The following is a 23,777-nucleotide window of genomic DNA, read 5'->3' on the forward strand; positions in this document are numbered from 1 at the left end:
GCAAGCCGCGCTGCAATCTCTTTCTTATCCCGTCTGCCCAATATCCGGCAGCTTGGGCGCCGCTGCGATCAAAGTGCGGGTGTAGGGATGTTGTGGATGTGCAAAAACAGTCTCTGTTTCGCCCTGTTCGACGATTTTTCCCGCCTGCATGACCATGACACGGTCGGTGACTGTGCGCACGACGGACAAATCATGGCTGATGAACAGATAAGCCAAGGGGCGTTTGCGGCAGAGGTCCGCGATCAGGTCAAGCACTTGGGCGCGGACGGAAACATCAAGGGCAGACACTGCTTCGTCGAAGATGATCAGTTCGGGTTCAATGATCAGGGCGCGGGCGATGGCGATGCGCTGGCGCTGCCCGCCCGAGAATTCGTGGATGTATTTGCTGGCGTCAGCGGGTGACAGGCCCACGTCGGTGAGCGCTTTGGCAATGGCATCGGCACGCGCCTGTCCGGTGGGCGGATGTGGCAAAAGGTGGAAGGGTTCGGTGATCAAACGGTCAACGCGGTGGCGGGGATTGAAGCTGCTGTAGGGGTCCTGAAAGACGACCTGCATCTTGCGCCGGACCGCAAGGTTTGGGTGTTTGCCGCTGAAAACAGGGTCACCGTCAAGCGTGATCTGGCCCTCTTGCACATCTTCCAGACCCAAAATCGCCCGTGTGAGTGTCGATTTCCCACATCCGCTTTCGCCGACAAGGCCGACGCGTTCGCCTGCGTTGATCTGAAAGCTGATGTCGTGCAAGGCGCGGAACATGGGGCGCGGGCCCAGAAAGGCCGTGCGCGACATGGGGTAATCGCGTGCGACGTTCCTGACTTGCAGGATCGGGGGTGAAGGGGGCGTTTCGGGAAGTGAGACGGTATGGGCCGAGGCTGCGAAGAGCGCCTTGGTGTAGGGGTGCTGCATGTGGGCAAAGAGATGTCTGGTTGCGCCGGACTCCACGATGCGCCCGTTCTGCATGACGGCGATCTTGTCGGCGATGTCCGCCACGACTGCCAGATCATGGGTGATCAGCAAAAGCCCCATGTCGAATTCGCGGACGAGATCGCGCAGCAGATCAAGGATGCGGGCCTGGGTCGTGACATCAAGCGCTGTTGTCGGTTCATCCGCGATCAGCAGCTTGGGACGCAGGGCGATGGCCATGGCGATGACGACACGCTGGCGTTGGCCGCCGGAAAGTTCATGGGGATAGCGCGAGGGGGGCACTTTCAACCCCACCCGTTCCAGCATCGCGGCGGCGCGTTTGTGGGCAGCGGCTTTGGTCGTTTTTTCGTGGATCAGGATTGTTTCGGCAACCTGCGCGCCAATCGTTTGAACCGGATTAAGCGCGGTCATCGGTTCCTGAAACACCATGCCCATGGTGTTGCCGCGCATCTTGCACAGGTCGGGTTCAGAGGTTTGCAAAATGTCGGTGCCGTCGAGGTTAATCGCGCCTTCGGCCACCGATCCGCGTGGCAACAAGCCCATGACGGCGAGGGCTGTCATGGATTTGCCAGAACCACTTTCTCCGGTGATCGCCACGATTTCGCCGGCCGCGATGGTCAGGTCGATATCGTGGAGGATTTCGGTATCACCGATGGAAAGCGACAAGTCTTTGATGGCAAGCAGGCTCATGTGCGGGCCACCCTGATGCGGGGATCAAGCCAGTCGCGCAGCCCGTCACCCATCAGGTTGAGGCCCAGCACCATGAGCAGGATCGCAAAGCCCGGGACCAGCGCGACATGCGGTGCAATGCTGACCAGCGTTTGCGCATCGGCCAGCATGCGTCCCCAGCTGGCGGTCGGAGGTTGTGCGCCAAGGCCGATGTAGGACAGGGCGGCCTCGGCCAAGATGCCAAGGCTGAACTGGATCGTGCCCTGGACGATCATCAGATTGGTGATGTTTGGCAGGATATGTTCAATCGAGATGTGCGTGGTGGATTTTCCGCAGACGCGGGCTGCGAGGATGAAATCACGCTCCCACAGCGGCAGGGCCGCGCCACGGGTCAGCCGGGCAAAGACGGGGATGTTAAAGATACCAATGGCGATGATGGCGTTGACGGCTGAGGCGCCGAAAACAGCGGTAATCAGAATGGCGATGACCAGCGACGGGAAGGCAAAGACAAGGTCGTTGCCGCGCATGATGAGTTCGTCAAGGAATGATCCGTGCCGTGCCGCCGCGAGCAATCCCAACGGGATGCCGAGCGCCATGCCGATGCCCACCGCGAGCAGGGCAACGGCAATCGAGGTGCGTGCACCCATCATGATCATCGACAGGATATCGCGGCCGAAGTGATCGGTGCCGAGCCAGTTTGCGGCGCTTGGCGTTTGCAATCTGTTAGGGATGTCCAGTGTTTCGATATCGGCGGGGGTCCAGACAAAGGACACCGCTGCCAGTGCGATGAACAGGACCGTCAGCGCCGTGCCGATGATCAGATTGCGGCTCATGATTTGGTCCTCAGGCGCGGGTCGACGGCGGCATAGGCCAGATCAACAAGGAAGTTCACCATGATCACTGTGAAGACCAGAAGCATCACCACGCTTTCAACCACGATCAGGTCGCGCGCGCTGATCGACTGGAAAATCAGACGGCCCAGACCGGGCAGGAAGAAGACCTGTTCAATAATGATCCCTCCTGCGAGCAGAAAGGAAAATTGCAGGCCGATGATGGTGAGCACCGGGATAAGCGCGTTGCGCACGGCGTGTTTCCAGAGCGCTTGGCGGGCCGAAAGGCCCTTCGCGCGGGCGGTGCGGATGAAATCCTCGCCCAGCATATCCAGGAGCGATGAGCGCATGACCCGCGCGAGGATTGCCGCTTGCGGCAGGGCGAGCGCAATGGCAGGCAGGGTCAGGGATTTGATGGCCTGCAACGGGTTGTCCCAACCGGGAAACCCGCCTGCGCTGAACCAGCGCAGGTTGATTGCAAAGATCAGCACAAGGATCATCGCGAACCAGAAATTCGGGATTGCCACACCCAGTTGCGTGGCGCCCATGATGGTCACATCGCCTGCGCTGCCGCGACGGCTTGCGGCATAAATTCCTGCGGGAAAGGCAATGAGGGTCGAGAGCGCGAGTGCATACATGGCCAGCGGAAGCGAAACCCAGATCCGGTCCGCGATCAGCTCTGCGACAGGGGTTTTATAGGTCCAGGACTGCCCGAAATCACCGCGCAGCAACCCCGTGACCCAATCGAAATATCGCGCCACTAAGGATTGATCGAGGCCCATCTCCGTGCGCAAGGCCGCAATCGTATCGGGGCGAGCGTTGATGCCCAGCATAAAGGCTGCGGGATCACCCGGGATCACCTCGATCACCGCAAAGATGACGATGGATGCCACAATCAGGCTGATAGTCAGCGAGGTGAGGCGCCCAAGCGCATAGCGGATCATGGGTGCTCCTCTTCCAGCGCTTCGACGAAGTTGATTTCGCCCACTGGTTGGGTGGCATCGAATGCGTAGTACGAGATGAATTTGGGGTTCAGGCCACTGTAAGTCAGCGCGTGCTCGGTCGAGAACCCCATCGGGCGATAGACGTCAGGATTTCCGGTCAGGACACATCCTGTGGCACCCATCTTGCGCAGCATCTCCAGCCCCGTCTGCGCAAGTTTTGTGCCAATTCCTTGCCTTTGCCTGTCAGCCCGAACCGAGATCGGGCCAAGCCCATACCAGATGCCCTGGGTTTCGCTGATCCTGGCGAGAGAGAAGGCGACATGGCCGACGATCCCGTCGTCTTCCGCCACCAAAGACAGTGTCAGATCACCGGCTTCACGCATCTGGTCAATCATGTCGGGTTCGCTGCTGTCGCTGAAGGACATTGGCGCAAAGGCGTCCCGCGTCAGCGCATAGATCGCGTCGTGATCCTCCGGCAGTTCTTCCCTGATCGTGACGTTGTCTGTCATGCCGTCATACTCTTGCCGTGGCGCATGCCCCGTGCCAAAAGATGCGCATTCTCAGGGCGGGGTGGAATTCCCCACCGGCGGTATGTGGTTATGCCATGAGCCCGCGAGCGCCTTCCACTTGGAAGGGTCAGCAGATCAGGTGCGACGCCTGAGCCGACGGTCATAGTCCGGATGAAAGAGAATGCGGAACGTTGTGCGCCGGTCAAGCGCATGGTGTTGCGTGTGATGCCTTGGGTGACGTGTCGGAACCAAAAGGAGATCACATTATGACACTTCCCCAGTTTGCATTCATCAAGGCCAATTGGCATGCCGATATCGTCGATCGTGCGCTTGATGGATTTTTGAGTGAAATTCCGGCAGCGCAGGTGACGGTCTATAACGTGCCCGGCGCATTCGAATTGCCGATGATGGCGCAAAAGCTGGCGCTGACGGGCCGTTTCGATGCGATAGCCTGTGCGGCTTTGGTCGTGGATGGCGGGATCTACCGGCATGATTTTGTGGCCGGTGCCGTGGTTGACGGGCTGATGCGTGTGGGGCTGGACACGCAGGTGCCCGTTCTGTCCGTTAGTTTGACGCCGCATCAGTTTCAGGAAACCGATCATCATAAGGCGATCTTTCGCGCGCATTTCGTCGAGAAGGGCAAGGAAGCGGCGCGGGCGGCCAAGGCCTTGGTTGATCTTGATCGCGCCGAAACGCGCGCTGCATGAATGGACGCCCCCCGCAAGAGACTGACGGGGGGCATTGTCTTAGTTGCTCCAGCTGACGCCGGTCAGGTCAACGGCCGCTGTGGGCTGGTTGACCCACAGGCCTTGCAGCCCTGCCTTGGCGACGGTCGCCACCGCCAGTTCAAAAAGGTACCCGTTCACGTAATCCTCGGAAATGATGGTTTGCGCCTGCGCCAGCAGGTCGCTCCGCATCGCCGGGTCTGTGGTGGCGTTCAGCGTTTCCATCAGCGCCTGGAATTCCGGATTGTCGTATTGGAAATAGTAATCGGGATTAGCGTAGATGCCGATATCCATGGGCTCGGTGTGGCTGACGATGGACAGGCCAAAGTCCTTGTTGGTGAAGACCTCTTCAATCCACTGCGCCCATTCAAGGTTGGTGATTTCCGTTTCGATCCCGACCGCACGCAACTGGCTGGCGATAATCTCGCCACCGCGGCGGGCGTAGGATGGGGGCGGTAGTTTCAGTGTGGTGGTGAAACCGTCCGCAAAGCCTGCCTCGGCCAAGAGGCTGCGGGACAGGTCCGGATCGTATTGCGAATTGGCCAGCAGATCGACGTAGTCGGGATTGTGCGGGGCAAAATGCGTGCCGATGGGTGTGCCGTAGCCGAACATCGCCCCGTCGATGATCGCCTGGCGGTCGATGGCGTGGGCCAACGCTTTGCGGACGCGGACATCGTCGAAGGGTGGCATCTTGTTGTTGGTCGACAGGATCGTTTCGCCTTCGGTATTGCCGACAAGGACCTGAAAACGCGGATCGGCCTCGAACTGTGGCAGGTTTTCGGGGGCGGGGAAGCCGACAAATGCGTCCACGTCCTCGGCCATCACAGCGGCGAAGGCGGCGGTGGGATCAGAGATGAAGCGGAAGGTTGCAGTTTCCAGCGCGGGCGCAGGCCCCCAGTAGGCGTCGTTCCGTGTCAGTTCCAGGCGATCACCCTGAACCCAATCAGTGAAGGTGAAAGGGCCGGTGCCAATCGGGTTTGACGCGATGTTTTCAATGCTTTCAGGGGCTACGATCACCGCATCCCCCCACGCCATGTTGAACAGGAAGTTGCCGTTAGGTTGGTCCAGTGTGACCTGCACGGTCAGCGGATCAATCACGGTGACATCGGTGATGCCTGCGAAGAGGGCCTTTTGCGCGTTGGTGCTGTCCTCGGAGCGGGCGCGATCAAGGCTGAATTTCACATCCTCGGCGTCCATTGTGGTGCCGTCATGGAAGGTGACACCGGCGGCAAGGTTGAAGGTATAGACCAGACCGTCATCGGAGATATCCCAGCTTTGGGCAAGGCCACGGATGATCGCGCCATCCGCGTCAAACCGTGTGAGGCCCTCGAAAACATTGGCGTAGAGCACGCTATCAATCGCCTGCGCGGCCCCGCCTGTGGGGTCAAGGTTCGGCGGTTCCAGCTGGATGGCAACGGTAATGCTGTCTTGGGCAAGCGCGCCCGAGGCGCAAAGAAAGATGGCGGTGGATGCCGCGAGTGTTTTGAAATGGTGCATGATGCTCCCCCTGTTGTCGAAGGTGAGTGTTTACAAAACGGGGGTGCAATTCAAGTACTGCTTGCGGATGACGTGATGTCGGGAAGAAGGCGACCTATGACATCAGTATTGTGGACAACGCCCCCGCCATGACCTTTGCGCTGTCGATCATATCATCTACACCGATGTATTCATCGGGCTTATGCGCCAGTTCCAATATCCCCGGTCCGTAGGCGATGCAGTTTTTCAGCTTGCCGATCCGGTCGATGTGTTTTTGGTCGTAGGTCCCGGGTGAGGCTACGAATTCGGCGGGTTTGCCCAAGGTTTTTTCGATCTCGGCGGCGATGACTTGCACGACAGGGGCATCGCGATCGGTCATGCTGGGCAGGACCACATTCATTTCGCGCAGATCATAGTCAAAGCGGTCACGGCTGGCTTTCAGTCCTTCAAGTAGCGCCTTCACCTCGCCGCGCACGTCGTCGATGTTTTCTTCGGCCAGAAAGCGGCGGTCGATCACGATGCGGCAACTGTCGGGCACGCAATGGGCTGGCAGGCCGGTATAGTCGTCATCCTGTTCGGGTTGCCCGCCGTGGATCGAATTGATGTTCATGGTCGAAGACCGCGCGCCTTCAGGCACGACAGGCATGTCGGTGTGCCGCGCGGCCATGGCGGGATAGAGTTTGTCTTCGAACTCAGTCAGCACCGCACCCATGTGCCGCACCGCGCAGTCGCCCAGAAAGGGCATGGACCCGTGCGCGATTTCGCCGAATGTTTCGATTTCCGCCCACCAGCCGCCGCGATGGCCAAGGCAGACGCGGTCTTTGTTCAAAGGTTCGGGAATGATTACGTGCTGCACGCGGGCGGGGTCGAAATAGCCCTTTTCGGCCAGATAGGCGACGCCGCCATAACCGCCGGATTCTTCATCCGCTGTGCCGGAAATCTCGATCGCGCCGGAGAAGGTGGGATGGGTCGCAAGGAACGCCTCGGCGGCGATGATAGAGGCCGCAAGCCCGCCTTTCATATCGCAAGCCCCGCGCCCGTAGATTTTGCCGTCGATCAGTTCGCCGCCAAAAGGGTCTTTGGTCCAGCCGTGGCCCACCTCAACCACATCCGTGTGGCTGTTGAAGTGGACGCAATCGCCGGGCTGACCGCCCTCGCGCCGTGCGACGATGTTCCAGCGGGGGTATTTGTCGCTGTCGCCGGGGGTGCCGCGGGCGCGGATCAGTTCCGTTTCAAACCCCGATCCCCGCAAGCGCCGGTCCAGATATTCGCAAATCGCGCGATAGTCGCGTCCCGGGGGGTTGAGCGTGGGAATACGGATCAGGTCCTGGGTCAGCGCGATCAGATCATCGCGGCGGTCGGTGATGGCGCGTGCGAGGTTCGTGTTCTTTGTCATGGTTTGAGTATTCGTCTTTCCGGTGGAACAGACAATGGTGTGATTTTGAAATTACACAGTGCGGCCACAAAAGAACCGCAGTGTATCGCCATGTTGTATCCCGCCTGCTATGCCAAGGGGCCACATTACGATGGAGCGCAGACGCGTGGAATTGACGTCAGATATGAAGGTCGCGGTTCTGATCCCGTGCTATAACGAGGCCAAGCCGATTGGCACTGTCGTGGCTGACTTTCGCGCGGCGCTGCCTGCAGCCGACATCTATGTTTACGACAACAATTCTACCGACGATACCGCCGAGGTCGCCCGTGCTGCGGGGGCTATTGTGCGGGTCGAAACCCAGCAGGGTAAGGGCAACGTCGTCCGCCGGATGTTTGCCGATATTGATGCAGATGTTTACGTCATGGTGGATGGCGACAACACCTATGAGGCCAAGGCGGCCCCTGCGCTTGTCGACAAGCTGATTGATGAAACGCTTGATATGGTCAGCGGGTGCCGCGTGACAGAGATCGAGGAAGCGTATCGGCCGGGCCACCGTTTCGGGAACTGGATGCTGACCGGCCTTGTTGCCAGTATTTTTGGAAAGCGCACCAAGGATATGTTGACCGGTTATCGCGTCTTTTCGCGCCGCTTTGTCAAATCCTTTCCGGCGCTGTCACGCGGGTTCGAGATTGAAACCGAGTTGACCGTTCACGCGCTGGAACTGCGTATGCCGATCGCTGATGTCGATACGGTGTACATAGACCGGCTGCCGGGCTCTGACAGCAAACTGAATACGATCCGCGACGGGTTGCGCATTTTGAAAATGATTGTCTTGCTGGTGAAGGAGGAGCGCCCTTTTGCCTTTTTTGGCGGCGTTGGCGTGTTTTTGGGGCTGATCTCGTTGCTATTGGGCGGGCCTGTTGTTGTCGAGTTTCTGGAAACAGGCCTTGTGCCGCGGTTTCCTACGGCGATCTTGGCCTCTGCGATCATGGTGATCGCCGTTCTGTCCGTGATTACCGGTCTGATCCTTGATACCGTGACGCTGGGGCGCCGCGAAATGAAGCGGATGGCCTATCTGGCTCTGCCCGCACCATCACGGCGCTAGGACCGATGCGTTCCGAACTCATTGCGCAGATGCTGCGCTTTGGTGCAGTTGGTGGCGTGGGTTTCGTCGTTGATGGCGGGTTGTTGTGGGTGATGATTGGGCTTGGTTTCAATCCGTATCTGGCACGCGCATTTTCCTTCCCCATCGCCGTCGTGGTGACATGGGCGTTGAACCGCAATTGGACGTTTCGCGCGACGCGTGATGCAAGCAGGCAAGGCCAGTTGCGACGGTACTTCGGGGTTCAGGCCGTCGGGAGCCTGACCAACTATCTGGTTTATTCCGCTGTTATCGGTCTGTTTGGGACGGCATCGTTGACCATCTTCGCGGGATTTGCGCTGGGCTCTTTTGTCGGATCGCTTCTCAACTTCTTTGGGGCGCGCTACGTGGCGTTTCGGGCCTGAGCGTGTCGCCTGTGCACGAAAGACTGGCCTAAGGTGCGGAGAAGATTGCCATTGTTTTGCCGTCAGAATGTGAAAGACTCTTTGCCGACGCGGCATGTTGAGTGATTGATAGAATGAAAGCCGTCCCCTTGATGAAATTCTGCCAGGAAAGGCCGCTGTTGATTGTGCTGATTGGCGCGATCACGATCGCGATTGGAAAAGCTGTCGCCACTGGCCTTCAGATGGAGGACAATTTCATTTCGATGGGCAATGACGACATCATGCGTTTGGTCATGGTGCGCGACTGGCTGGCCGGGCAAAGCTGGTTTGATACGACACAATACCGCCTGATGCCGCCCGAGGGGGTGTTGATCCATTGGTCCCGCTATATTGATGCGGGGATTGCCGCGTTCATCGTGCCGTTTTCGTATTTCATGCCAATGGAGAAGGCTGAATTGATCGGCGCTGCGATCTGGCCAACGGTCATTCTGATCCTGACACTTCTTGTCATAGGGTTTGGAACCAAACGGCTTTTTGGCCCGATTGCTGCATCTTTCGCGGTCCTGTGCACGATCTTGTGGCCGTTGCTGAGCGACCTGCACGCACAAGCCGGAAATCTGGACCACCACAACATTCAAATCCTGATGATGGTGATCTTTGTCTACGCAGTCGTCTGGCCGGACCGGCCGGTTTCTGCGGGGATTTCCGGCGGGCTTGCTGCGGCTTTCGCGCTTTCCACGGGTCTGGAAAGTCTGCTTTTCATTGTTGCGGGAGGCATCGTTCTGTATGGGCGTTGCGTGTTTGACCCTAGGGCTCAGACACAGCGCCTTTTGATTGCTTTCAGCCTTGCTTTGGCGGCAGGGAGCCTTGTTTTCTGGCTTGGTATCACTGCACCGGCTCTGCGCGCTCTGCCAGTCTGCGATCAGTTGGGCACCCCGATGCTGAGTGTGATTGCCATCGCCGTTGTTGCGGCCCTTGCGCCTCTGGTTTTGCGCGGCCGCATTCCGGGCGCGGTGTTTCAGATCAGCGCGACGCTCGCTCTGACGGGAATCGGCCTTGCAATTGCTTGGCCACTTCTGGGGCCTTGCGTCCGCGGACCTTACGGCGATTTGCCGCCGGAACTGCAAGAAATGATCGCAACGCGCATTACAGAGGCAAAACCGTTCCTGATCTATGTGCAAACGCAACTATTCGCGGCTTTGGGATTCATGTTTCCCGTTGTTGTCGCGCTGGTTTCAGGGACGGTTCTTTGGTGGTCGCAGCGCGGCAAACAGGGCACAGGGCAAACGCAAAATGCCATACTTGGGCAGTTATTGCTGCTTGGGTTTTTTGGGATTGGTGTGATCTTTCTACAGATGCGGACAGTCATTTTGGTGGCGTCAGTTGTGCCGGCGATTGGGGGCATCTGTCTTGCCGCCTTGCTAAAGGCCTATCTACAAACCCGCAGCCTTGCCACCGCCGCATTGATATTCATCGTGGCGATCGGGATCAGTGCGCCGCAGATTTTATTGAACCCTCTCAAGCCTTTCATCCAAGGTCCAGTGACCCAAAGAGAAGGGGCCAACTGCCGCAATCATGAAACACTTCTGGCATTGAATGATGTCCCGCCTGCAGTGATCATGAACAGCACGAATATGGGTGCGCCTTTGCTTTGGGTAACCCATCACAGCACGCTGTCCGCGCCCTATCATCGCAGTCCTGATGCTTTCATGAACGGTGTTTTGGGTTTTGATCTGGAAGAGACGGCCTTTGAAGACCTTGCCCGAAATCAGGGGGCGACACATGTTTTGCTTTGTGCGGGTCAGACCTATGTGAGCGATTTTCTGACTGGACTGGCGGCCGGTGAGCTTTCCGTCGCCTGGTTGCGTCCTGTCCCCCTGAGCAATGATGACCAGCTGCTTTTCGCCATGCAGGACTAGACGACGTTTTCACGCTGTCGCTTTTCGCGAAGGACGGGGCGAAATGTCATTGCACTTGGCGTGTGTCGGTCGTTTAGATGTGCGCCAGACGTAAGGCGGGATTGCATGACATATTTGTTGGGTGTCGACACTGGCGGCACATATACCGATGCGGTGATTATTGATGAGGCACGGGACAAGGTTCTGGGGTCCGCCAAGGCGCTGACCTCGCGGCCTGATCTGGCTGCTGGTGTCGGGGGGGCCATTGATGCAGCAATTGCACAGGCTGCGGTCAAACCCGCCGATATTGCGATGGTATCGCTTTCGACAACCCTTGCCACGAATGCGCTTGTCGAGGGACAGGGTGGCCGGATTGCGCTGGTTGCCATCGGTTTTGATGATGCCGACCTTGCGCGTGCGGGTTTGACCGAGGCCTTGCGCGGCGATCCTGTGATCCGCCTTGCGGGCGGTCATAACCATGCCGGCGGTGAGGCGGCGGCGCTTGATCTTGCCACATTGCACGCGGCCCTCGCCGATCTTGAGGACGGCATAACAGGGTTTGCCGTTGCCGCGAGTTTCGCGACGCGCAACCCTGCCCACGAAATCGCCGTGCGCGATGTGTTGCGGAATACCACAGGCCAGCCTGTCAGTTGTTCGCATGAGTTGAGCCAGGCACTGGGCGGGCCAAAGCGCGCCTTGACCGCTGTTCTGAATGCGCGCCTGATCGGGATGCTGGACCGTCTGATCACAGCCTGCGAGGCGCATTTGACCGCAGTGGGCATCATGGCGCGCTTGATGGTTGTGCGCGGGGATGGCGCGTTGGTCTCTGCCGATCTGGCGCGCGAAAAGCCGATCGAGACAATCCTGAGCGGGCCTGCCGCTTCGATTGCCGGTGCCAGTTGGCTGACAGGCGAAACCGATGCGTTGGTCAGTGATATCGGCGGTACGACAACGGATGTTTGTCTGCTGCGCGATGGCCGCCCCAAGATCGACCCGCAGGGCGCACGTGTTGGCCCCTTCCGCACGATGGTCGAGGCGGTGGCGATGCGCACGACCGGCCTTGGTGGTGACAGCGAGGTGCATGTGGTCGAGGGGCTGCATGGTGGCTTGCGGTTGGGGCCGCGCCGGTTGATGCCGGTCTCTTTGGCCGCGCAGCAGTATCCTGATTTGGTCCATGCGGTTCTGGACCGCGCTCTGGCGCAGGATATTCCGGCGACGGATGGTGGGCAGTTTGTGATCCCACTCTGGCAAGAGATGCCAGCGGGTTTGGACAAGCGCGAACAGATTGTGGCGGCACGTCTGGCAGAGGGGCCACTGCGCCTTGGCCATGCGGTGCAGTCACGGATGGAAAGCCCCGCTTTGGGGCGGCTGGTGGAGCGTGGTCTGGCCATTCTTGCGGGGGTCACGCCCTCTGATGCGTCGCATGTTCTGGGGATGGTGGATGCATGGGACGCGCAGGCGGCCGAAAAGGCGTTGACGCTTTTTGCCCGCAGGCGCACCGGTGCGGGAACACGGGTGGCCGAAAACGGACAGGTGCTGGCACAGCAAATCATTGATCAACTGACAGCGCAGACGGTCGATTGTCTGTTGCAGGCGGCCTTTGCCGAGGATGATCTGGACTGGCCCGATCCGGCAGCACTCGCCAAGCATCCGCTGAGCATGGCGGGGCTGGACCGGCACAGTGGCGTGGTGCGGATGCAGTTGTCTTTGGGTGTGCCGGTGATTGGTCTCGGCGCCTCTGCTGCGGCCTACTATGGCGCTGTGGGTGACCGGCTTGGCACGCGGATGGTGCTGCCCGAACATGGCGGTGTGGCCAATGCGATTGGCGCGGTTGTGGGGCAGGTGCGGATGCAGGCCACAGGGACGGTGACAAGTGCGGGCGAAGGGTCTTTCGCTGTGCACCTGACGGACGGACCGAAAATCTTTGCGGATCGTGACGAAGCGCTGGGCGTTCTTGAAACGGCCCTGCGGGAGGAAGCCGAAGGATTGGTGCGTGCGTCAGGGGTGGAGGAAATCCGCTTTTCCGTGTCCCGCGATATTTCTGAAATCACAGTTGAAAACAGGGCCATGTTTATCGAGGCCACCCTACGGGTCGAGGCCAGTGGACGCCCGCGGATCGCCAGCAGGTAGATCATTTGTGACAGACTTCTCTTGATCTTTCACATTGTTGTCAGGTTGATTGCGCCAACGGGTGGCATCGGTCACAACAAATCAACTTGAGAGGAGCCCGGATGCTCGACCGTTACGCACGTCAGTTGATTGACCCGCCGTTGAACCTGATGGGTCGCGGGTTGGCGGCGCGCGGGTGTAGTGCGGACGGTGTTACACTGGTCGGGCTTACGCTCGGGCTGTGTGCAGCGCTTTTGATCGCTTTGGGCCAGTTTGGTTGGGCGTTGGTGCCGCTCTTGGCCAGCCGTTTGGCCGATGGCCTTGATGGTGCCGTGGCGCGGGCAACGCAGAAAACGGATTTTGGCGGATATCTGGATATTGCTGCGGATTTCTTGTTTTACGGGGCAATTCCGATGGCCTTCGTTTTCTATGATCCTGCTGCAAACGGGGCGGCCGGGGCGTTCCTTCTCGCTTCCTTCTATTTCAACGGGACGAGCTTTCTGGGCTACGCGATCCTTGCCGAAAAGCGTGGTCACAAGACCGATCTGCAGGGGCAGAAGACGCTCTATTATTCCAACGGGCTTCTGGAAGGGACGGAAACGATTGTCTTCTTCCTCCTTCTTTGCCTCTTTGAAACTTTCTTCGCGCCACTTGCGTGGCTCTTTGGAAGCCTGTGCTTCGCTACGGCGATCCTGCGCATACTCGCCGCCAAACGTATCTATTCTGACTGAAGGACGTAACTTATGAAACATCTCGCCATTCTGGCAGCTTTGCTCGCCCCGGTTCCTGCGCTTGCAGATATCGACGTCAGCAATTGGGACGCTGTCACCGCCGAGGCCGAAGGCCAGACGGTGTTCTGGAACGCATGGGGCGGCTCCACGACAACCAATGACTTCATCGCGTGGGTCGGTGAGCGCGTGATGGAAGAGTATGGTGTCACGCTTGAGCATGTGAAGCTGACCGATACCGCCGATGCGGTCACACGTGTGCTGTCCGAAAAGCAGGCGGGCGAGGATGATGACGGTGCAATCGACATGATCTGGATCAACGGTGCGAATTTTGCAGCGATGAAAGAGGCCGATCTCTTGTTTGGCCCTTATGCAGAGGCCTTGCCGAACTGGGCTTTGGTCGATGTCGAAGGCAAGACCGTGCAAACCGATTTTACTGTACCGACTGAAGGCTTTGAGAGCCCGTGGGCCATGGCGCAGGTGGTCTTTGTGCATGATACCGAGGATATGCCCGAGCGTCTGGGCTCCATGCAGGCCCTGCTGGAATGGACCCAAGCCAACCCCGGGCGGTTCAGCTATCCACAGCCGCCGGATTTCTTGGGCACGACATTTCTGAAACAGGTTTTGGTCGATATTCTGCCTGATCCGTCTGTGTTGGCCGCACCAGCCACGGACGAGAACTACGCAGATATCACGGCCCCGCTTTGGGCCTATATGGACGCACTGACGCCGAACCTGTGGCGTGAGGGCAAGGCCTATCCGCCGACCGGCACCGCCATGTTCCCGCTGATTGCGGACGGTGAGCTGGATTTGTCGATCTCCTTTAGTCCGGGCGCGGCTTCGACGGCGATTGCGAACAACGAACTGCCGCCAAGTGTGCGGACCTTCGTGTTGGACAAAGGCACCATCGGAAACGCGTCGTTCGTGGCGGTGCCTTACAATTCGGGGTCCAAGGCCGGTGCGATGGTTGTCGCCAATTTCCTGATGTCGCCAGAGGCACAGGCGCGCGCGCAGGATCCTGCGATCCTTGGCTATGGGACCGTGTTGAACATGGATGCCTTGTCGGATGATGACCGTGCGTTGTTTGATGCGCTTGAACTGGGTGTTGCGACGCTATCGCCTGCGGAATTGGGCACAGTGCAGGATGAGCCGCACCCAAGCTGGGCCACACGGATCGCGGATGACTGGGTCACACGCTACGGTGTTTCGCAGTAACCCGTGTCCGATGTAAGTGAACGCAGCCCCGGACGTGATCCGGGGCCTCGCCGTTGCAGTGGGAGGTTCCGGATCATGTCCGGGACTGCGTCGCACCAAATATGAACCGTCGTCGTTTCCTTCCCGTCCTGCCGATCCTGACCTTGCTTGCTATGCTGGGGCCGGTGGCGGCCGGTCTGTGGGGGACGGTCCTGCCGGCCTTCGGGCATTTGCCCGCAGCGGGACTGGCGGGACCGTCGCTTGATCCGTTTCGTGATCTGTTTGACTGGGCGGGCCTGCCAAGGGCGGTGATGCTATCGCTCTCGACGGGGGTGCTGGCGACAGGCATCTCATTGGCAATTGTTGTGCTGATCACTGCCGGCTGGTCCGGTACGCGGCCCTTTCGTGCGCTTGAGCGGTTGCTCTCGCCGCTATTGTCGGTGCCACATGCGGCAGCAGCCTTTGGACTGGCTTTTCTGATAGCCCCGTCGGGGTGGTTGTCGCGGCTGGTATCGCCCGGCCTGACAGGGTGGGAGCGTCCGCCGGATATCCTGATCGTGCAGGATAGCTGGGGCCTGACGATGACGGCGGGCCTGATTATCAAGGAAGTGCCGTTCTTGCTGTTGATTACGCTGGCAGCCCTTGGTCAGGCCGATGCGCAACGCAGCACGACGATCGCGCAGGCGCTGGGCTATGGGCGGGTCACAGGCTGGCTGAAGACCGTGTTTCCACGTGTCTATGCGCAGATCAGACCGCCGGTTTACGTGGTTCTGGCCTATTCGATGTCGGTGGTGGATGTCGCCGTGATCCTTGGCCCGAATACGCCGCCGTCCTTATCAGTTCAGATTGTCAAATGGATGTCTGATCCTGATCTGGCGATGCGGCTTGAGGCGGCGGCGGGTGCGCTGTTGCAACTGGGCCTTGTGGTCGGTGCGTTGCTCTTCTGGCGGATTGGTGAAGTGGTCGTGGCCTCTCTGGGGCGGCGCTGGATCGCCAAAGGCAGCCGCGGGCGGCTTGATCCGGTTGTGGCGCAGGCTGCGCTTGTGGCGGGCGGGATTTCGGCGGTGACTGTCCTGTTGGGGCTGGTGGTCTTGGTGATCTGGTCTTTTGCGGGGTTCTGGGGGTTTCCGGATGCCTTTCCTGATGGCTGGACCCTGCGCAACTGGATGCGCTTTGGTCCCGGCACGTTAGAGGCTCTGGGTGAAACGGCCCTGATCGCCTGTACTGTGGCCCTTGTCGCGCTGATCCTGACGATTGGCTGTCTTGAGGCCGAGTACCGCTATGGTCTGTCGTTCAGCCAGCGCGCGGTCTGGTTGTTGTACCTGCCGCTGCTTATTCCCCAAACGGCATTCCTGCCGGGGTTGCAGACGTTGATGTTGAATATGGGGGCCGATGTCGGGCGATTGCCGGTGATGCTGGCGCATCTTGTGTTCGTGCTGCCATATGTATTCCTGTCCCTCGCTGATCCGTTTCGTGCATGGGATACGCGGATGGGCACGATTGCCGCAGCTTTGCGGGCCAGTCCCGATGGCGTGCTGTGGCGCGTGCGCCTGCCGATGCTTTTGCGTCCGATCCTGACCGCGTTGGCGGTGGGTCTGGCGGTGTCGGTGGGGCAGTATCTGCCAACGCTTCTGATTGGTGGCGGGCGCGTTGCGACATTGACGACCGAGGCTGTGGCGCTGGCCTCGGGGGGCGACCGGCGGGCGATCGGGGTTTATGGATTGATGCAGACAGGGGCGGCGCTGGTGCCATTTGCGCTTGCGCTGCTGCTGCCGGCGCTGATCTGGCGCAACAGAAGGGGATTGCGGCATGGATAAGGGTTTGGTGCTGAAAGACGTGACGATCACCAAAGGCGGTGTGCCGCTATTGTCAGTCGCGCAAGAGATCGCGCCGGGCGAGGTGCTGACGATTATGGGCCCTTCTGGTGTCGGCAAATCGACCCTGCTGGCCTTTATCACGGGTACCTTGGCCAGTGATTTTGTCGCGACAGGCGAGGTTTGGCTGGATGGCCAGAACATCACCCATGCGGCGCCGCATCAACGCAGGGTCGGGATCCTGTTTCAGGATGATCTGCTGTTTCCGCATTTATCGGTCGGGGCCAATCTGGCCTTTGGCCTGCAACCCGGTGGTTGCCCTGCAACGCGCAAGGCAAAGATCGAAGAGGCGCTGGATGAGGTTGGCTTGAGTGGGTTTGCAGACCGCGATCCTGCCACCCTGTCAGGTGGGCAGAAAGCGCGTATCGCACTCATGCGGATGTTGCTGTCGGAACCCTGCGCATTGCTGCTGGACGAGCCTTTTTCGCGGTTGGATGCCGCCCTGCGTGCCCAAGTGCGCGAGATGGTGTTTGACCGCGCCCGCGCCCGCGCGCTGCCTGTGCTGATGGTTACCCATGACGCAGATGATGCACAGGCGGCAGGCGGCGTGATCGTGACGCTGGGGGGATGAACCTAGGTTCCGTCCATCCCTGACAGGCGCGTTTTGTGGAATGTCTCGGAGATGAATACCGCGTCGCCATAACGCAGCACGCCGGTTTTCAGTTTGCGTGATGGATAAATATTATAGAGCACATAGCCGTGGCTGCGCATCAGAATAAGGATGTCTTCAAGCAATGGAACGCCATCATAGTGCGGAAGCGAGAACCATTCGAGCATGATGATGTCGATTGCGTTGCGTGATAGCAGGGTCTTTGCACCGGTCAGGATGTTGAATTCACTGCCCTGTGTATCAAGTTTCATGCAGGCGATATGATCAATGGCCTGCGCGGCGCACCAATCATCAAGCCGGCTGGTCTCGACGGTGATCGTCTCGATTGTTGCGTGCTCGGTGTGCTGTGCGACGTCTTCGTCGTTGTTGGTGAAGAGCGAGGAATTGCCAAGATAATCGGCAATGTGGAAATCGCTTTGTCCGGTCTCATGCGACAAAGCCATCTGATGAACCTTGACCGTTGGAAACCGCGAAAAGCGTTCAAGCACATAGTCGCATTGCGCCGGGATCGGCTCAATCAGGTGAATCGGCATGTCGCAGAAAAGACGGCACAGATGCAGTGCCATGGTGCCACGGTTGACACCCACATCAAGCACTGCGCCCTTGCGCTCTGAATATTGCGAGAGCTGCGCGACAGCACCGATCGGGCCGCCCATCTTGATGATCTGGTCGCGATGCCGCTTGCTGGGCTGAAGCTTGGTTTCCGCGTTCATGTCTTCGTCCTGTCGCAAGGGGTGCGGTGTCTGTAGGTCCATGTGTCATGGATGCTTTCGGCGGCAAGATGCTGCAAGTGCCCGCCAAGTTCAATGCCGGTCGTCATGGATGCACGGGGCCTGACCCGAAGGAGCCGATGGACCACCGCGCGCGACAATAGGTTTGTCAATCCAAAGGGCACGCAGTAAGGCATTCGGTGTGTGAAATGAAAAAGACTTACCCGTTTGTGGCCGTTTACATGCAAACCTTGCAACGGATGGCGCAGTGCAAAGAGTCCGGAACAGAGGTGGATTGATGGGTTACGAGAGCATCGCAGAGGATTACATCGCGGCTGAGGAAGCTTTGTATGTCGCCGCGTCCCGCGCGCGCCCTGCCGTAGCAAACCGCCGCTTTCCTGCGGAAAAACGCGAAAAATGGTATCGGCGGGTACGTGCTGTCGCCACGTGGCTCGACACCAACGGACCTGAGCCGGACAATGTGCTGGCCAAGATCATGACGCCCTACGAGATTGAGATCATGGACCGGCTGGCAGCACGGCTTCCGATCAAGTATCAGTACCGTGGATTGAACGGCCTCCGCGAATATGCGCGCCTTTGGACAATGTTTCCTGAACTATTGGGTGATGCTCCGCCGCAAGATGTGCTTGAGTTGTCTTGTGGGGCCTGCGGGATTTTCGATGTCCTTTCACGTTATGGGCATAACGTGAAATCCTATGACTATCTGGATCAGGACGGGAAGAACCCGCTTGGCACATCATATGCCGGAATTCACAAGGCATTGGGGGTAGAGTGTCAGCACTTTGACGGGCGCGCGCGCCCCTATGGTTTTGCACCTGAAAGCTTTGACATCGTGTTGGTGCATCAAGCTCTTGATGCTTATGGAGCGGTCGGGGAGTGGCGCCAGATCGTTGATGACCTGCTTGTCATCGCAAGGCGGTCGGTCGGGCTGGTTCTTAACCCGCCTGCGCGCAAGGATCAGGAAAACCGTGAGCAGGGCGCGTTCTTCATTAATGAAATGAAAGACATATACGGCGCAATTGTGTCGCAGTGCCCGGAAACCCGGCTGCCGACGCTTGTGATTCATAAGAACCACAACTGACCACGTCAGCACGCCAACCTATACTGTCTTAGCGTACTTCACCCGGCCATCCTTTGCGGCGTGGTACCCTGACTGCCAGCATGGGTTTGAGAAGCGGTGAGCGGAATCGGTTCAGGTCCAACGCTTCATGTACGCCTGTCACCACTTCGCCGTTCAGTTGGGTTTGCACGGCGGACCGTGAATAAAACGGCGCGTCCAGCATGGGCAGCACTTGTTTCGGTACAACGCCCGGATCAGCGCGGGTTTCACGCATGACCTGCCAGAGTGACCGTTTGAAACGGGTACGCGGCGGGGCATCGACAATTTTTGCGCCGCCCGCAGTGTCAAAGGCAATCGCGGTGTCGAGCGTTGAGCCATCGCGGCGGACGGCGTCGTAGATGCAAGTCGCGCCTGCTTTGGTCGGATAGCGGCCCCATGTCCAGAAACTGAAATCTTCTTCGAGCGACCGCGTCCCGAAATTGCTGTCGAAATAGCCGTGGCCGGACCATTGCCAGTCCTTTGCCTCCAGTTCGACCTTGATGTCGGACGACGGCGCAAAAGGCCGCCAGATATGTGCGCCATCCGGTGTCAGCGGCAGTTCGACATTGGTGATCGCATGCGGTGTGATTGTGATTTGCCCGCGCACGCGGCTGATCAGGGGCGGGCTGCTGATCTCGTTGATGTCGATCACCAGATCGCGGCCTGTCCAATGCATCGAGGACGGGCCGACCTGAAATGTGTCCGGCGTTGTGTGAAGCGCTGCGCGCCCGCGGTCTGTCATGGTGAACCGCCCGCCTGGTCCATAGGTCGCCACGTTGATGCAGCAGTGATTGGCGGGGTCGCGGCGCCCTGACCATGCGTACCAAGGCGAAAACACCGAGCCGATAAATCCTATGACAGAGACCGCTTTCGTCCCGTCCGCGCTGATCCCGTCAATGTACCACCACGCGTAGCCGTTTGGCGGGACATCAAGGTGGAAGCATGGTCCGTCATGATCGCCGCGGCCGCGTGCGCTGCGGAGAGTGTCGCCATCGGCACCCCCGCCCCCGGATGTGCCCCGCCCCCGCAAAGGTACAGTCCCGGCACCGGTGTGCGTGCTGTCGGGCGTTTGAAGGCCGCCATCAGCCCATGCGGGCTCCGCCCGTAAAGGGAACCGAGGCTCGCTGGAAACAGCGCGTCGAACCCTTGCGGCGTGGTCAGCACGTCCGGTCCCGGCGTGGGGCTGAAGGTCAGGCCGAAGGCGCGGAGACGATTGAAAATCTGTGTCTGACATGGGGGTTTTTCCTTTTCAGGGGCGCGCGGGACGGGTGGGCCGTTCATGATGATCTCGAACCGTTGCAGGGCGTCGGGTGCGACTGCCCCGTGATCCTGCGCGCAAAGATAGAGGGTGGCATCGGTCGGCATTTCGCCTTTGGCGAGGGCTTTGAACTCGGCTTTGGGATCGTGCCCGAAAAACACGGTGTGGTGTTTGAGCGCGACACCTTCAGGCATAGCAGCGAAGGCATGCACGAAGGCCGAGAGGCTACGGGGTGTTGTGTGTTGTGGCTGCACCGCGTCTTTTGCACCATCGCCGAGAAGACCGGTTTCCAATGCGCGCGGATCGCCATTGAACAGCACCATATCTGCGGGAAAGTGCCCTGTGGCGGTTTGCACCCCGTTGATACGCCCGTTCTGCCGCGTGATCCGCGTGGCGGGCATGTTGTAGTGGAAGGTGGCACCGCGTGCCTGCGCCAGTTTGGCGATGGTTTGCGCCAGTTGATGCATCCCGCCCTTCACGGACCAGACGCCTTGTGCCTCGGCCTGCCAGATCAGCGCCAGAATGGCGGGTGCGGCATAGGGTGAGCCGCCGACATAGGTGGCGTAGCGGCCGAAAAGTTGCGCAAGGCGCGGATCGCTGAAAGAAGTCCGCAGTAAGCCAGCCAAGGTGCGGTGCGGGGCCATGGCCGGGATCAGACCGGGCTGGCGGAGCACGGTTTTCGTGATCGCCCATTGGTCGGGTTCGGGCGTGCGCATCATGGGCGCATCGAAAGCGTCAAACAGGCGCTTGGCGCGTACCGAGAACGCCGCGAATTCCTGTCCTGCTTTCGGTCCGAAGGTGGCAGTCACATTGGCAAGGCTTTGCGCAGGATCCGCATCGAGATCAAGCATCGCGCCATCATCCCAATAATGCCGCGCCAGTGTGGTCAGCGGTTCAAGCGTGAGGTGGTCACCGAGCACCTCATCCACATCGGTAAACAGCGCCTCAAACACGGGCCGCATTGTCAGGACAGTCGGGCCTGCATCGACCGGCCCAGCATCTGATGCTACCGTGCGCATCTTGCCGCCCGGCGCGCTGTGCATATCCAGCACAGTGACATCGCAACCCTGATGGGCCAGCCGCAGTGCCGCGGCCAATCCGCCGATTCCAGCGCCAATAACAACAATTTTTGGGGAATCCGCTTTCATCCGGCCCTGAGTCTTTTGTTACGTTTGATTTACATTGACATATGTAAACTAAAATAGACACTATAGATTGCAAAGGAGACGTCCATGAGAATCTCGGAACGGATTGACGCGACCATGGCAGCGGCCATCAAGGCAGGCCAGGGTGGTGTTGCGCCGGCAAAACTGGCGGCGGCGCTCGAATATGCGGTCACACCCGGCGGTGCGCGGATCAGGCCGACAATCCTGACCTCTGTGGCGATGGCCTGCGGCGATGATCGCCCTGAGTTGACCAATGCGGCGGCGGTGGCACTTGAGGTGATCCATTGCGCGAGCCTTGTGCATGATGATCTGCCTTGCTTTGACGATGCCGATCTGCGGCGCGGTAAACCGGCGCTGCATCGTGCCTATTCCGAACCTTTGGCGGTGCTTGCAGGCGATAGCCTGATCATCATGGGGTTTCAGATTCTTGCGCGTGCTGCTGGCGATGCGCCTGCGCGGGCGCTGAACCTCATTGATATTCTGGGTACCCGCACAGGGATGCCTTTTGGTATTTGCGCAGGCCAGGGCTGGGAGAGCGAAGAGAACATCGATTTGTCCGCTTACCATCAGGCCAAAACCGGTGCTTTGTTCATTGCTGCAACGCAAATGGGTGCTGTGGCGGCCGGACAAGAGGCCGAACCGTGGGAAGAGCTGGGTGCGCGCATTGGCGAGGCATTTCAGGTCGCGGATGATTTGCGCGATGCGCTATGCGATGAGGATACGCTGGGCAAACCGGCCGGTCAGGATGATCTGCACGGGCGGCCCAATGCGGTGGCCTCTTACGGTGTAGCGGGTGCTGTAAAGCGTTTCGACGACATCCTAGGCGGCGCGATCTCGTCCATTCCTGCCTGTCCCGGCGAAGCGGCCCTCGCGCAGATGGTGCGCGCTTATGCTGATAAACTGGTGCCTGCTGGCGCGCGTGGCAGATCTACCGTCCCCGGCGAATAATGAAAGACGTTGATATCCCTTTGCAAAAACCTGCGTTGCCGCGTGGGGCGTTGCGGCGTACGGGGCGATTGACCCGTTTGGTCGCATCACGGGGATTTCAAAAGTGGGCGGCCCGCTTTCCCCTGACACGTCGTATCGTGCGAACCGAAGGTGAGGCGATGTTCGATCTGGTTGCAGGCTTTTGCCATAGCCAGATTTTGCAGGCCTTCGTGCGGTTTGATGTGGCCGGGCTTTTGTTGGCCAATGAAATGAGCGCCGAAGCTTTGGCGCATGAGCTGGATATCCCAAAAGACCGTCTGGCGATTCTGCTCTCGGCATCTGTCGCCATTGGCCTGCTGAAGCACCGTCGTGCGGGGCGCTATGCGCTGACGACGCGGGGTGCGGCATTGGCGGGCGTACCCGGCTTGCGCGGGATGATTGACCACCATGATGTGCTCTACCGTGATCTGGCTGATCCGGTTGCCTTTTTCCGCGGTGAGGTTGCGACCGAGCTTGCGGGTTTCTGGCCATATGTCTTTGGCGCAGGTGGCGCGACCGATCCCGAAACAACGGCAGTCTATTCCCGGCTGATGGCGGATAGTCAGGCGCTTGTCGCTGACGACACGCTCGCGATGTATGGGTTCTCTGAAAGTAAAAATATCCTCGATGTGGGTGGTGGCACGGGGGCCTTTCTGGTGGCTGTCGGTGCCGCGCATCCGCATCTGCATCTGACACTTTTTGATCTGCCGGCTGTGGCCCCCGCTGCTGCAGAACGTTTTGACGCGGCGGGCCTGCGTGACCGTACCACGATCGTTCCCGGGTCTTTTCGGGATGATCCCTTGCCGCAGGGTGCCGATATCATCAGCCTGATCCGTGTGCTTTACGATCACGCCGACGACACCGTGATCGCTTTGCTTAAGGCGGCGCATGATGCGCTGCCTGTGGGCGGCCGGATTCTAGTGTCGGAACCGATGACCGGTGGGGATAGCCCCCAGCGCGCGGGGGATGCCTATTTTGCCCTTTATTGCATGGCGATGCGCACCGGGCGTGCGCGGTCTCAGGCGGAGATTGCGGCCCTTTTGGTGCAGGCAGGCTTTGAAGATGTGCAAACCCCAAAGCCGCGCCGCGCATTTATTACATCCATTGTGTCGGGTGTAAGGAAAAGTTGACACTATGTATGTCTAAATAAATTGACAGTTTGATCTGTAAGGCTAAACTAGGACAGGACAGAGTGTTGCGATTTGGAATG

21 protein-coding genes and 1 riboswitch are annotated in these 23,777 nt (G+C 59.3%); of the genes, 12 read left to right on the plus strand and 9 right to left on the minus strand.

The window, feature by feature from the left end; translation table 11 throughout:
• Positions 1 to 24 precede the first annotated feature (24 nt).
• Genes B0B09_RS13825 through B0B09_RS13840 form a run of 4 tightly spaced genes read right to left on the minus strand, consistent with a single transcriptional unit; the run spans position 25 to position 3,873 of the window.
• Entirely contained in the window at positions 25 to 1,611 is a 1,587-nt protein-coding gene (locus B0B09_RS13825; protein ID WP_076660537.1) for an ABC transporter ATP-binding protein, read from the minus strand.
• Positions 1,608 to 2,423, minus strand: coding sequence for an ABC transporter permease (locus B0B09_RS13830; RefSeq protein ID WP_076660538.1), 816 nt, complete (start codon positions 2,421 to 2,423; stop codon positions 1,608 to 1,610). Before B0B09_RS13830 ends, B0B09_RS13825 begins: the two co-directional genes overlap by 4 nt.
• Positions 2,420 to 3,364 (minus strand): ABC transporter permease, encoded by a 945-nt coding sequence (locus B0B09_RS13835; RefSeq protein WP_076660539.1) that lies wholly within the window; start codon positions 3,362 to 3,364, stop codon positions 2,420 to 2,422. The genes B0B09_RS13830 and B0B09_RS13835 overlap by 4 nt, the downstream gene beginning before the upstream one ends.
• On the minus strand, positions 3,361 to 3,873 hold the full coding sequence (locus B0B09_RS13840; RefSeq protein ID WP_076660540.1) for a GNAT family N-acetyltransferase: 513 nt from the start codon (positions 3,871 to 3,873) through the stop codon (positions 3,361 to 3,363). Before B0B09_RS13840 ends, B0B09_RS13835 begins: the two co-directional genes overlap by 4 nt.
• Positions 3,874 to 3,916: 43 nt before the next feature.
• Positions 3,917 to 4,060: riboswitch (FMN riboswitch) on the plus strand.
• 79 nt (positions 4,061 to 4,139) lie between these two features.
• Between B0B09_RS13840 and B0B09_RS13845 the strand changes: the two genes are divergently transcribed.
• Positions 4,140 to 4,580 (plus strand): 6,7-dimethyl-8-ribityllumazine synthase, encoded by a 441-nt coding sequence (locus tag B0B09_RS13845; protein ID WP_076660541.1) that lies wholly within the window; start codon positions 4,140 to 4,142, stop codon positions 4,578 to 4,580.
• Positions 4,581 to 4,619: 39 nt separating this feature from the next.
• On the opposite strand, the gene B0B09_RS13850 is transcribed toward B0B09_RS13845, so the two are convergent.
• Complete coding sequence (locus tag B0B09_RS13850) at positions 4,620 to 6,095, minus strand: ABC transporter substrate-binding protein (RefSeq protein ID WP_076660542.1); 1,476 nt, start codon at positions 6,093 to 6,095, stop codon at positions 4,620 to 4,622.
• A gap of 94 nt (positions 6,096 to 6,189) precedes the next feature.
• On the minus strand, positions 6,190 to 7,470 hold the full coding sequence (locus B0B09_RS13855; RefSeq protein ID WP_076660543.1) for an acetylornithine deacetylase/succinyl-diaminopimelate desuccinylase family protein: 1,281 nt from the start codon (positions 7,468 to 7,470) through the stop codon (positions 6,190 to 6,192).
• 145 nt (positions 7,471 to 7,615) lie between these two features.
• On the opposite strand from B0B09_RS13855, the gene B0B09_RS13860 reads away from it, so the two are divergent.
• The 8 genes from B0B09_RS13860 (at position 7,616) to B0B09_RS13895 (ending at position 17,308) form a co-directional block, all read left to right on the plus strand.
• Positions 7,616 to 8,554, plus strand: a complete 939-nt coding sequence (locus B0B09_RS13860) for a glycosyltransferase family 2 protein (protein ID WP_242654446.1) — start codon at positions 7,616 to 7,618, stop codon at positions 8,552 to 8,554.
• A 5-nt stretch (positions 8,555 to 8,559) separates the two neighbouring features.
• Complete coding sequence (locus B0B09_RS13865) at positions 8,560 to 8,955, plus strand: GtrA family protein (protein ID WP_055296846.1); 396 nt, start codon at positions 8,560 to 8,562, stop codon at positions 8,953 to 8,955.
• 113 nt (positions 8,956 to 9,068) lie between these two features.
• Complete coding sequence (locus B0B09_RS13870; protein ID WP_131825033.1) at positions 9,069 to 10,853, plus strand: hypothetical protein; 1,785 nt, start codon at positions 9,069 to 9,071, stop codon at positions 10,851 to 10,853.
• 105 nt (positions 10,854 to 10,958) lie between these two features.
• The gene (locus tag B0B09_RS13875; protein WP_076660545.1) at positions 10,959 to 12,962 is read left to right on the plus strand and encodes a hydantoinase/oxoprolinase N-terminal domain-containing protein; all 2,004 of its coding nucleotides are present in this window, start codon (positions 10,959 to 10,961) and stop codon (positions 12,960 to 12,962) included.
• Between the two features lie 101 nt (positions 12,963 to 13,063).
• Positions 13,064 to 13,672 (plus strand): CDP-alcohol phosphatidyltransferase family protein, encoded by a 609-nt coding sequence (locus tag B0B09_RS13880; RefSeq protein WP_076660546.1) that lies wholly within the window; start codon positions 13,064 to 13,066, stop codon positions 13,670 to 13,672.
• A 12-nt stretch (positions 13,673 to 13,684) separates the two neighbouring features.
• Positions 13,685 to 14,884 carry an ABC transporter substrate-binding protein gene (locus B0B09_RS13885; RefSeq protein WP_076660547.1) on the plus strand — a complete coding sequence of 400 codons (1,200 nt, stop codon included), beginning with the start codon at positions 13,685 to 13,687 and terminating at the stop codon, positions 14,882 to 14,884.
• A gap of 101 nt (positions 14,885 to 14,985) precedes the next feature.
• Entirely contained in the window at positions 14,986 to 16,680 is a 1,695-nt protein-coding gene (locus B0B09_RS13890; protein ID WP_076660548.1) for an ABC transporter permease, read from the plus strand.
• Positions 16,673 to 17,308: an ATP-binding cassette domain-containing protein gene (locus B0B09_RS13895; RefSeq protein WP_076660549.1), complete on the plus strand. Its 636-nt coding sequence runs from the start codon at positions 16,673 to 16,675 to the stop codon at positions 17,306 to 17,308. Before B0B09_RS13890 ends, B0B09_RS13895 begins: the two co-directional genes overlap by 8 nt.
• Positions 17,309 to 17,310: 2 nt before the next feature.
• Here B0B09_RS13895 and B0B09_RS13900 read toward each other — a convergent pair whose 3' ends face one another.
• Positions 17,311 to 18,102 (minus strand): FkbM family methyltransferase, encoded by a 792-nt coding sequence (locus B0B09_RS13900; protein WP_084190848.1) that lies wholly within the window; start codon positions 18,100 to 18,102, stop codon positions 17,311 to 17,313.
• A gap of 253 nt (positions 18,103 to 18,355) precedes the next feature.
• On the opposite strand from B0B09_RS13900, the gene B0B09_RS13905 reads away from it, so the two are divergent.
• Positions 18,356 to 19,159 (plus strand): class I SAM-dependent methyltransferase, encoded by an 804-nt coding sequence (locus B0B09_RS13905; RefSeq protein WP_076660551.1) that lies wholly within the window; start codon positions 18,356 to 18,358, stop codon positions 19,157 to 19,159.
• A gap of 28 nt (positions 19,160 to 19,187) precedes the next feature.
• Here B0B09_RS13905 and crtC read toward each other — a convergent pair whose 3' ends face one another.
• Entirely contained in the window at positions 19,188 to 20,015 is an 828-nt protein-coding gene (crtC, locus tag B0B09_RS13910) for a carotenoid 1,2-hydratase (protein WP_110549961.1), read from the minus strand.
• Positions 20,016 to 20,029: 14 nt separating this feature from the next.
• Positions 20,030 to 21,583 carry a 1-hydroxycarotenoid 3,4-desaturase CrtD gene (gene crtD, locus B0B09_RS13915; RefSeq protein ID WP_076660552.1) on the minus strand — a complete coding sequence of 518 codons (1,554 nt, stop codon included), beginning with the start codon at positions 21,581 to 21,583 and terminating at the stop codon, positions 20,030 to 20,032.
• 84 nt (positions 21,584 to 21,667) lie between these two features.
• On the opposite strand from crtD, the gene B0B09_RS13920 reads away from it, so the two are divergent.
• Positions 21,668 to 22,549 carry a polyprenyl synthetase family protein gene (locus tag B0B09_RS13920; RefSeq protein WP_076660553.1) on the plus strand — a complete coding sequence of 294 codons (882 nt, stop codon included), beginning with the start codon at positions 21,668 to 21,670 and terminating at the stop codon, positions 22,547 to 22,549.
• A complete protein-coding gene (locus B0B09_RS13925; RefSeq protein ID WP_076660554.1) occupies positions 22,549 to 23,697 on the plus strand; it encodes a methyltransferase in 1,149 nt (382 codons plus the stop codon). Before B0B09_RS13920 ends, B0B09_RS13925 begins: the two co-directional genes overlap by 1 nt.
• The last annotated feature ends 80 nt before the right edge of the window (positions 23,698 to 23,777 follow it).

It is taken from the genome of Yoonia rosea, assembly GCF_900156505.1.
GTDB lineage: Bacteria > Pseudomonadota > Alphaproteobacteria > Rhodobacterales > Rhodobacteraceae > Yoonia > Yoonia rosea.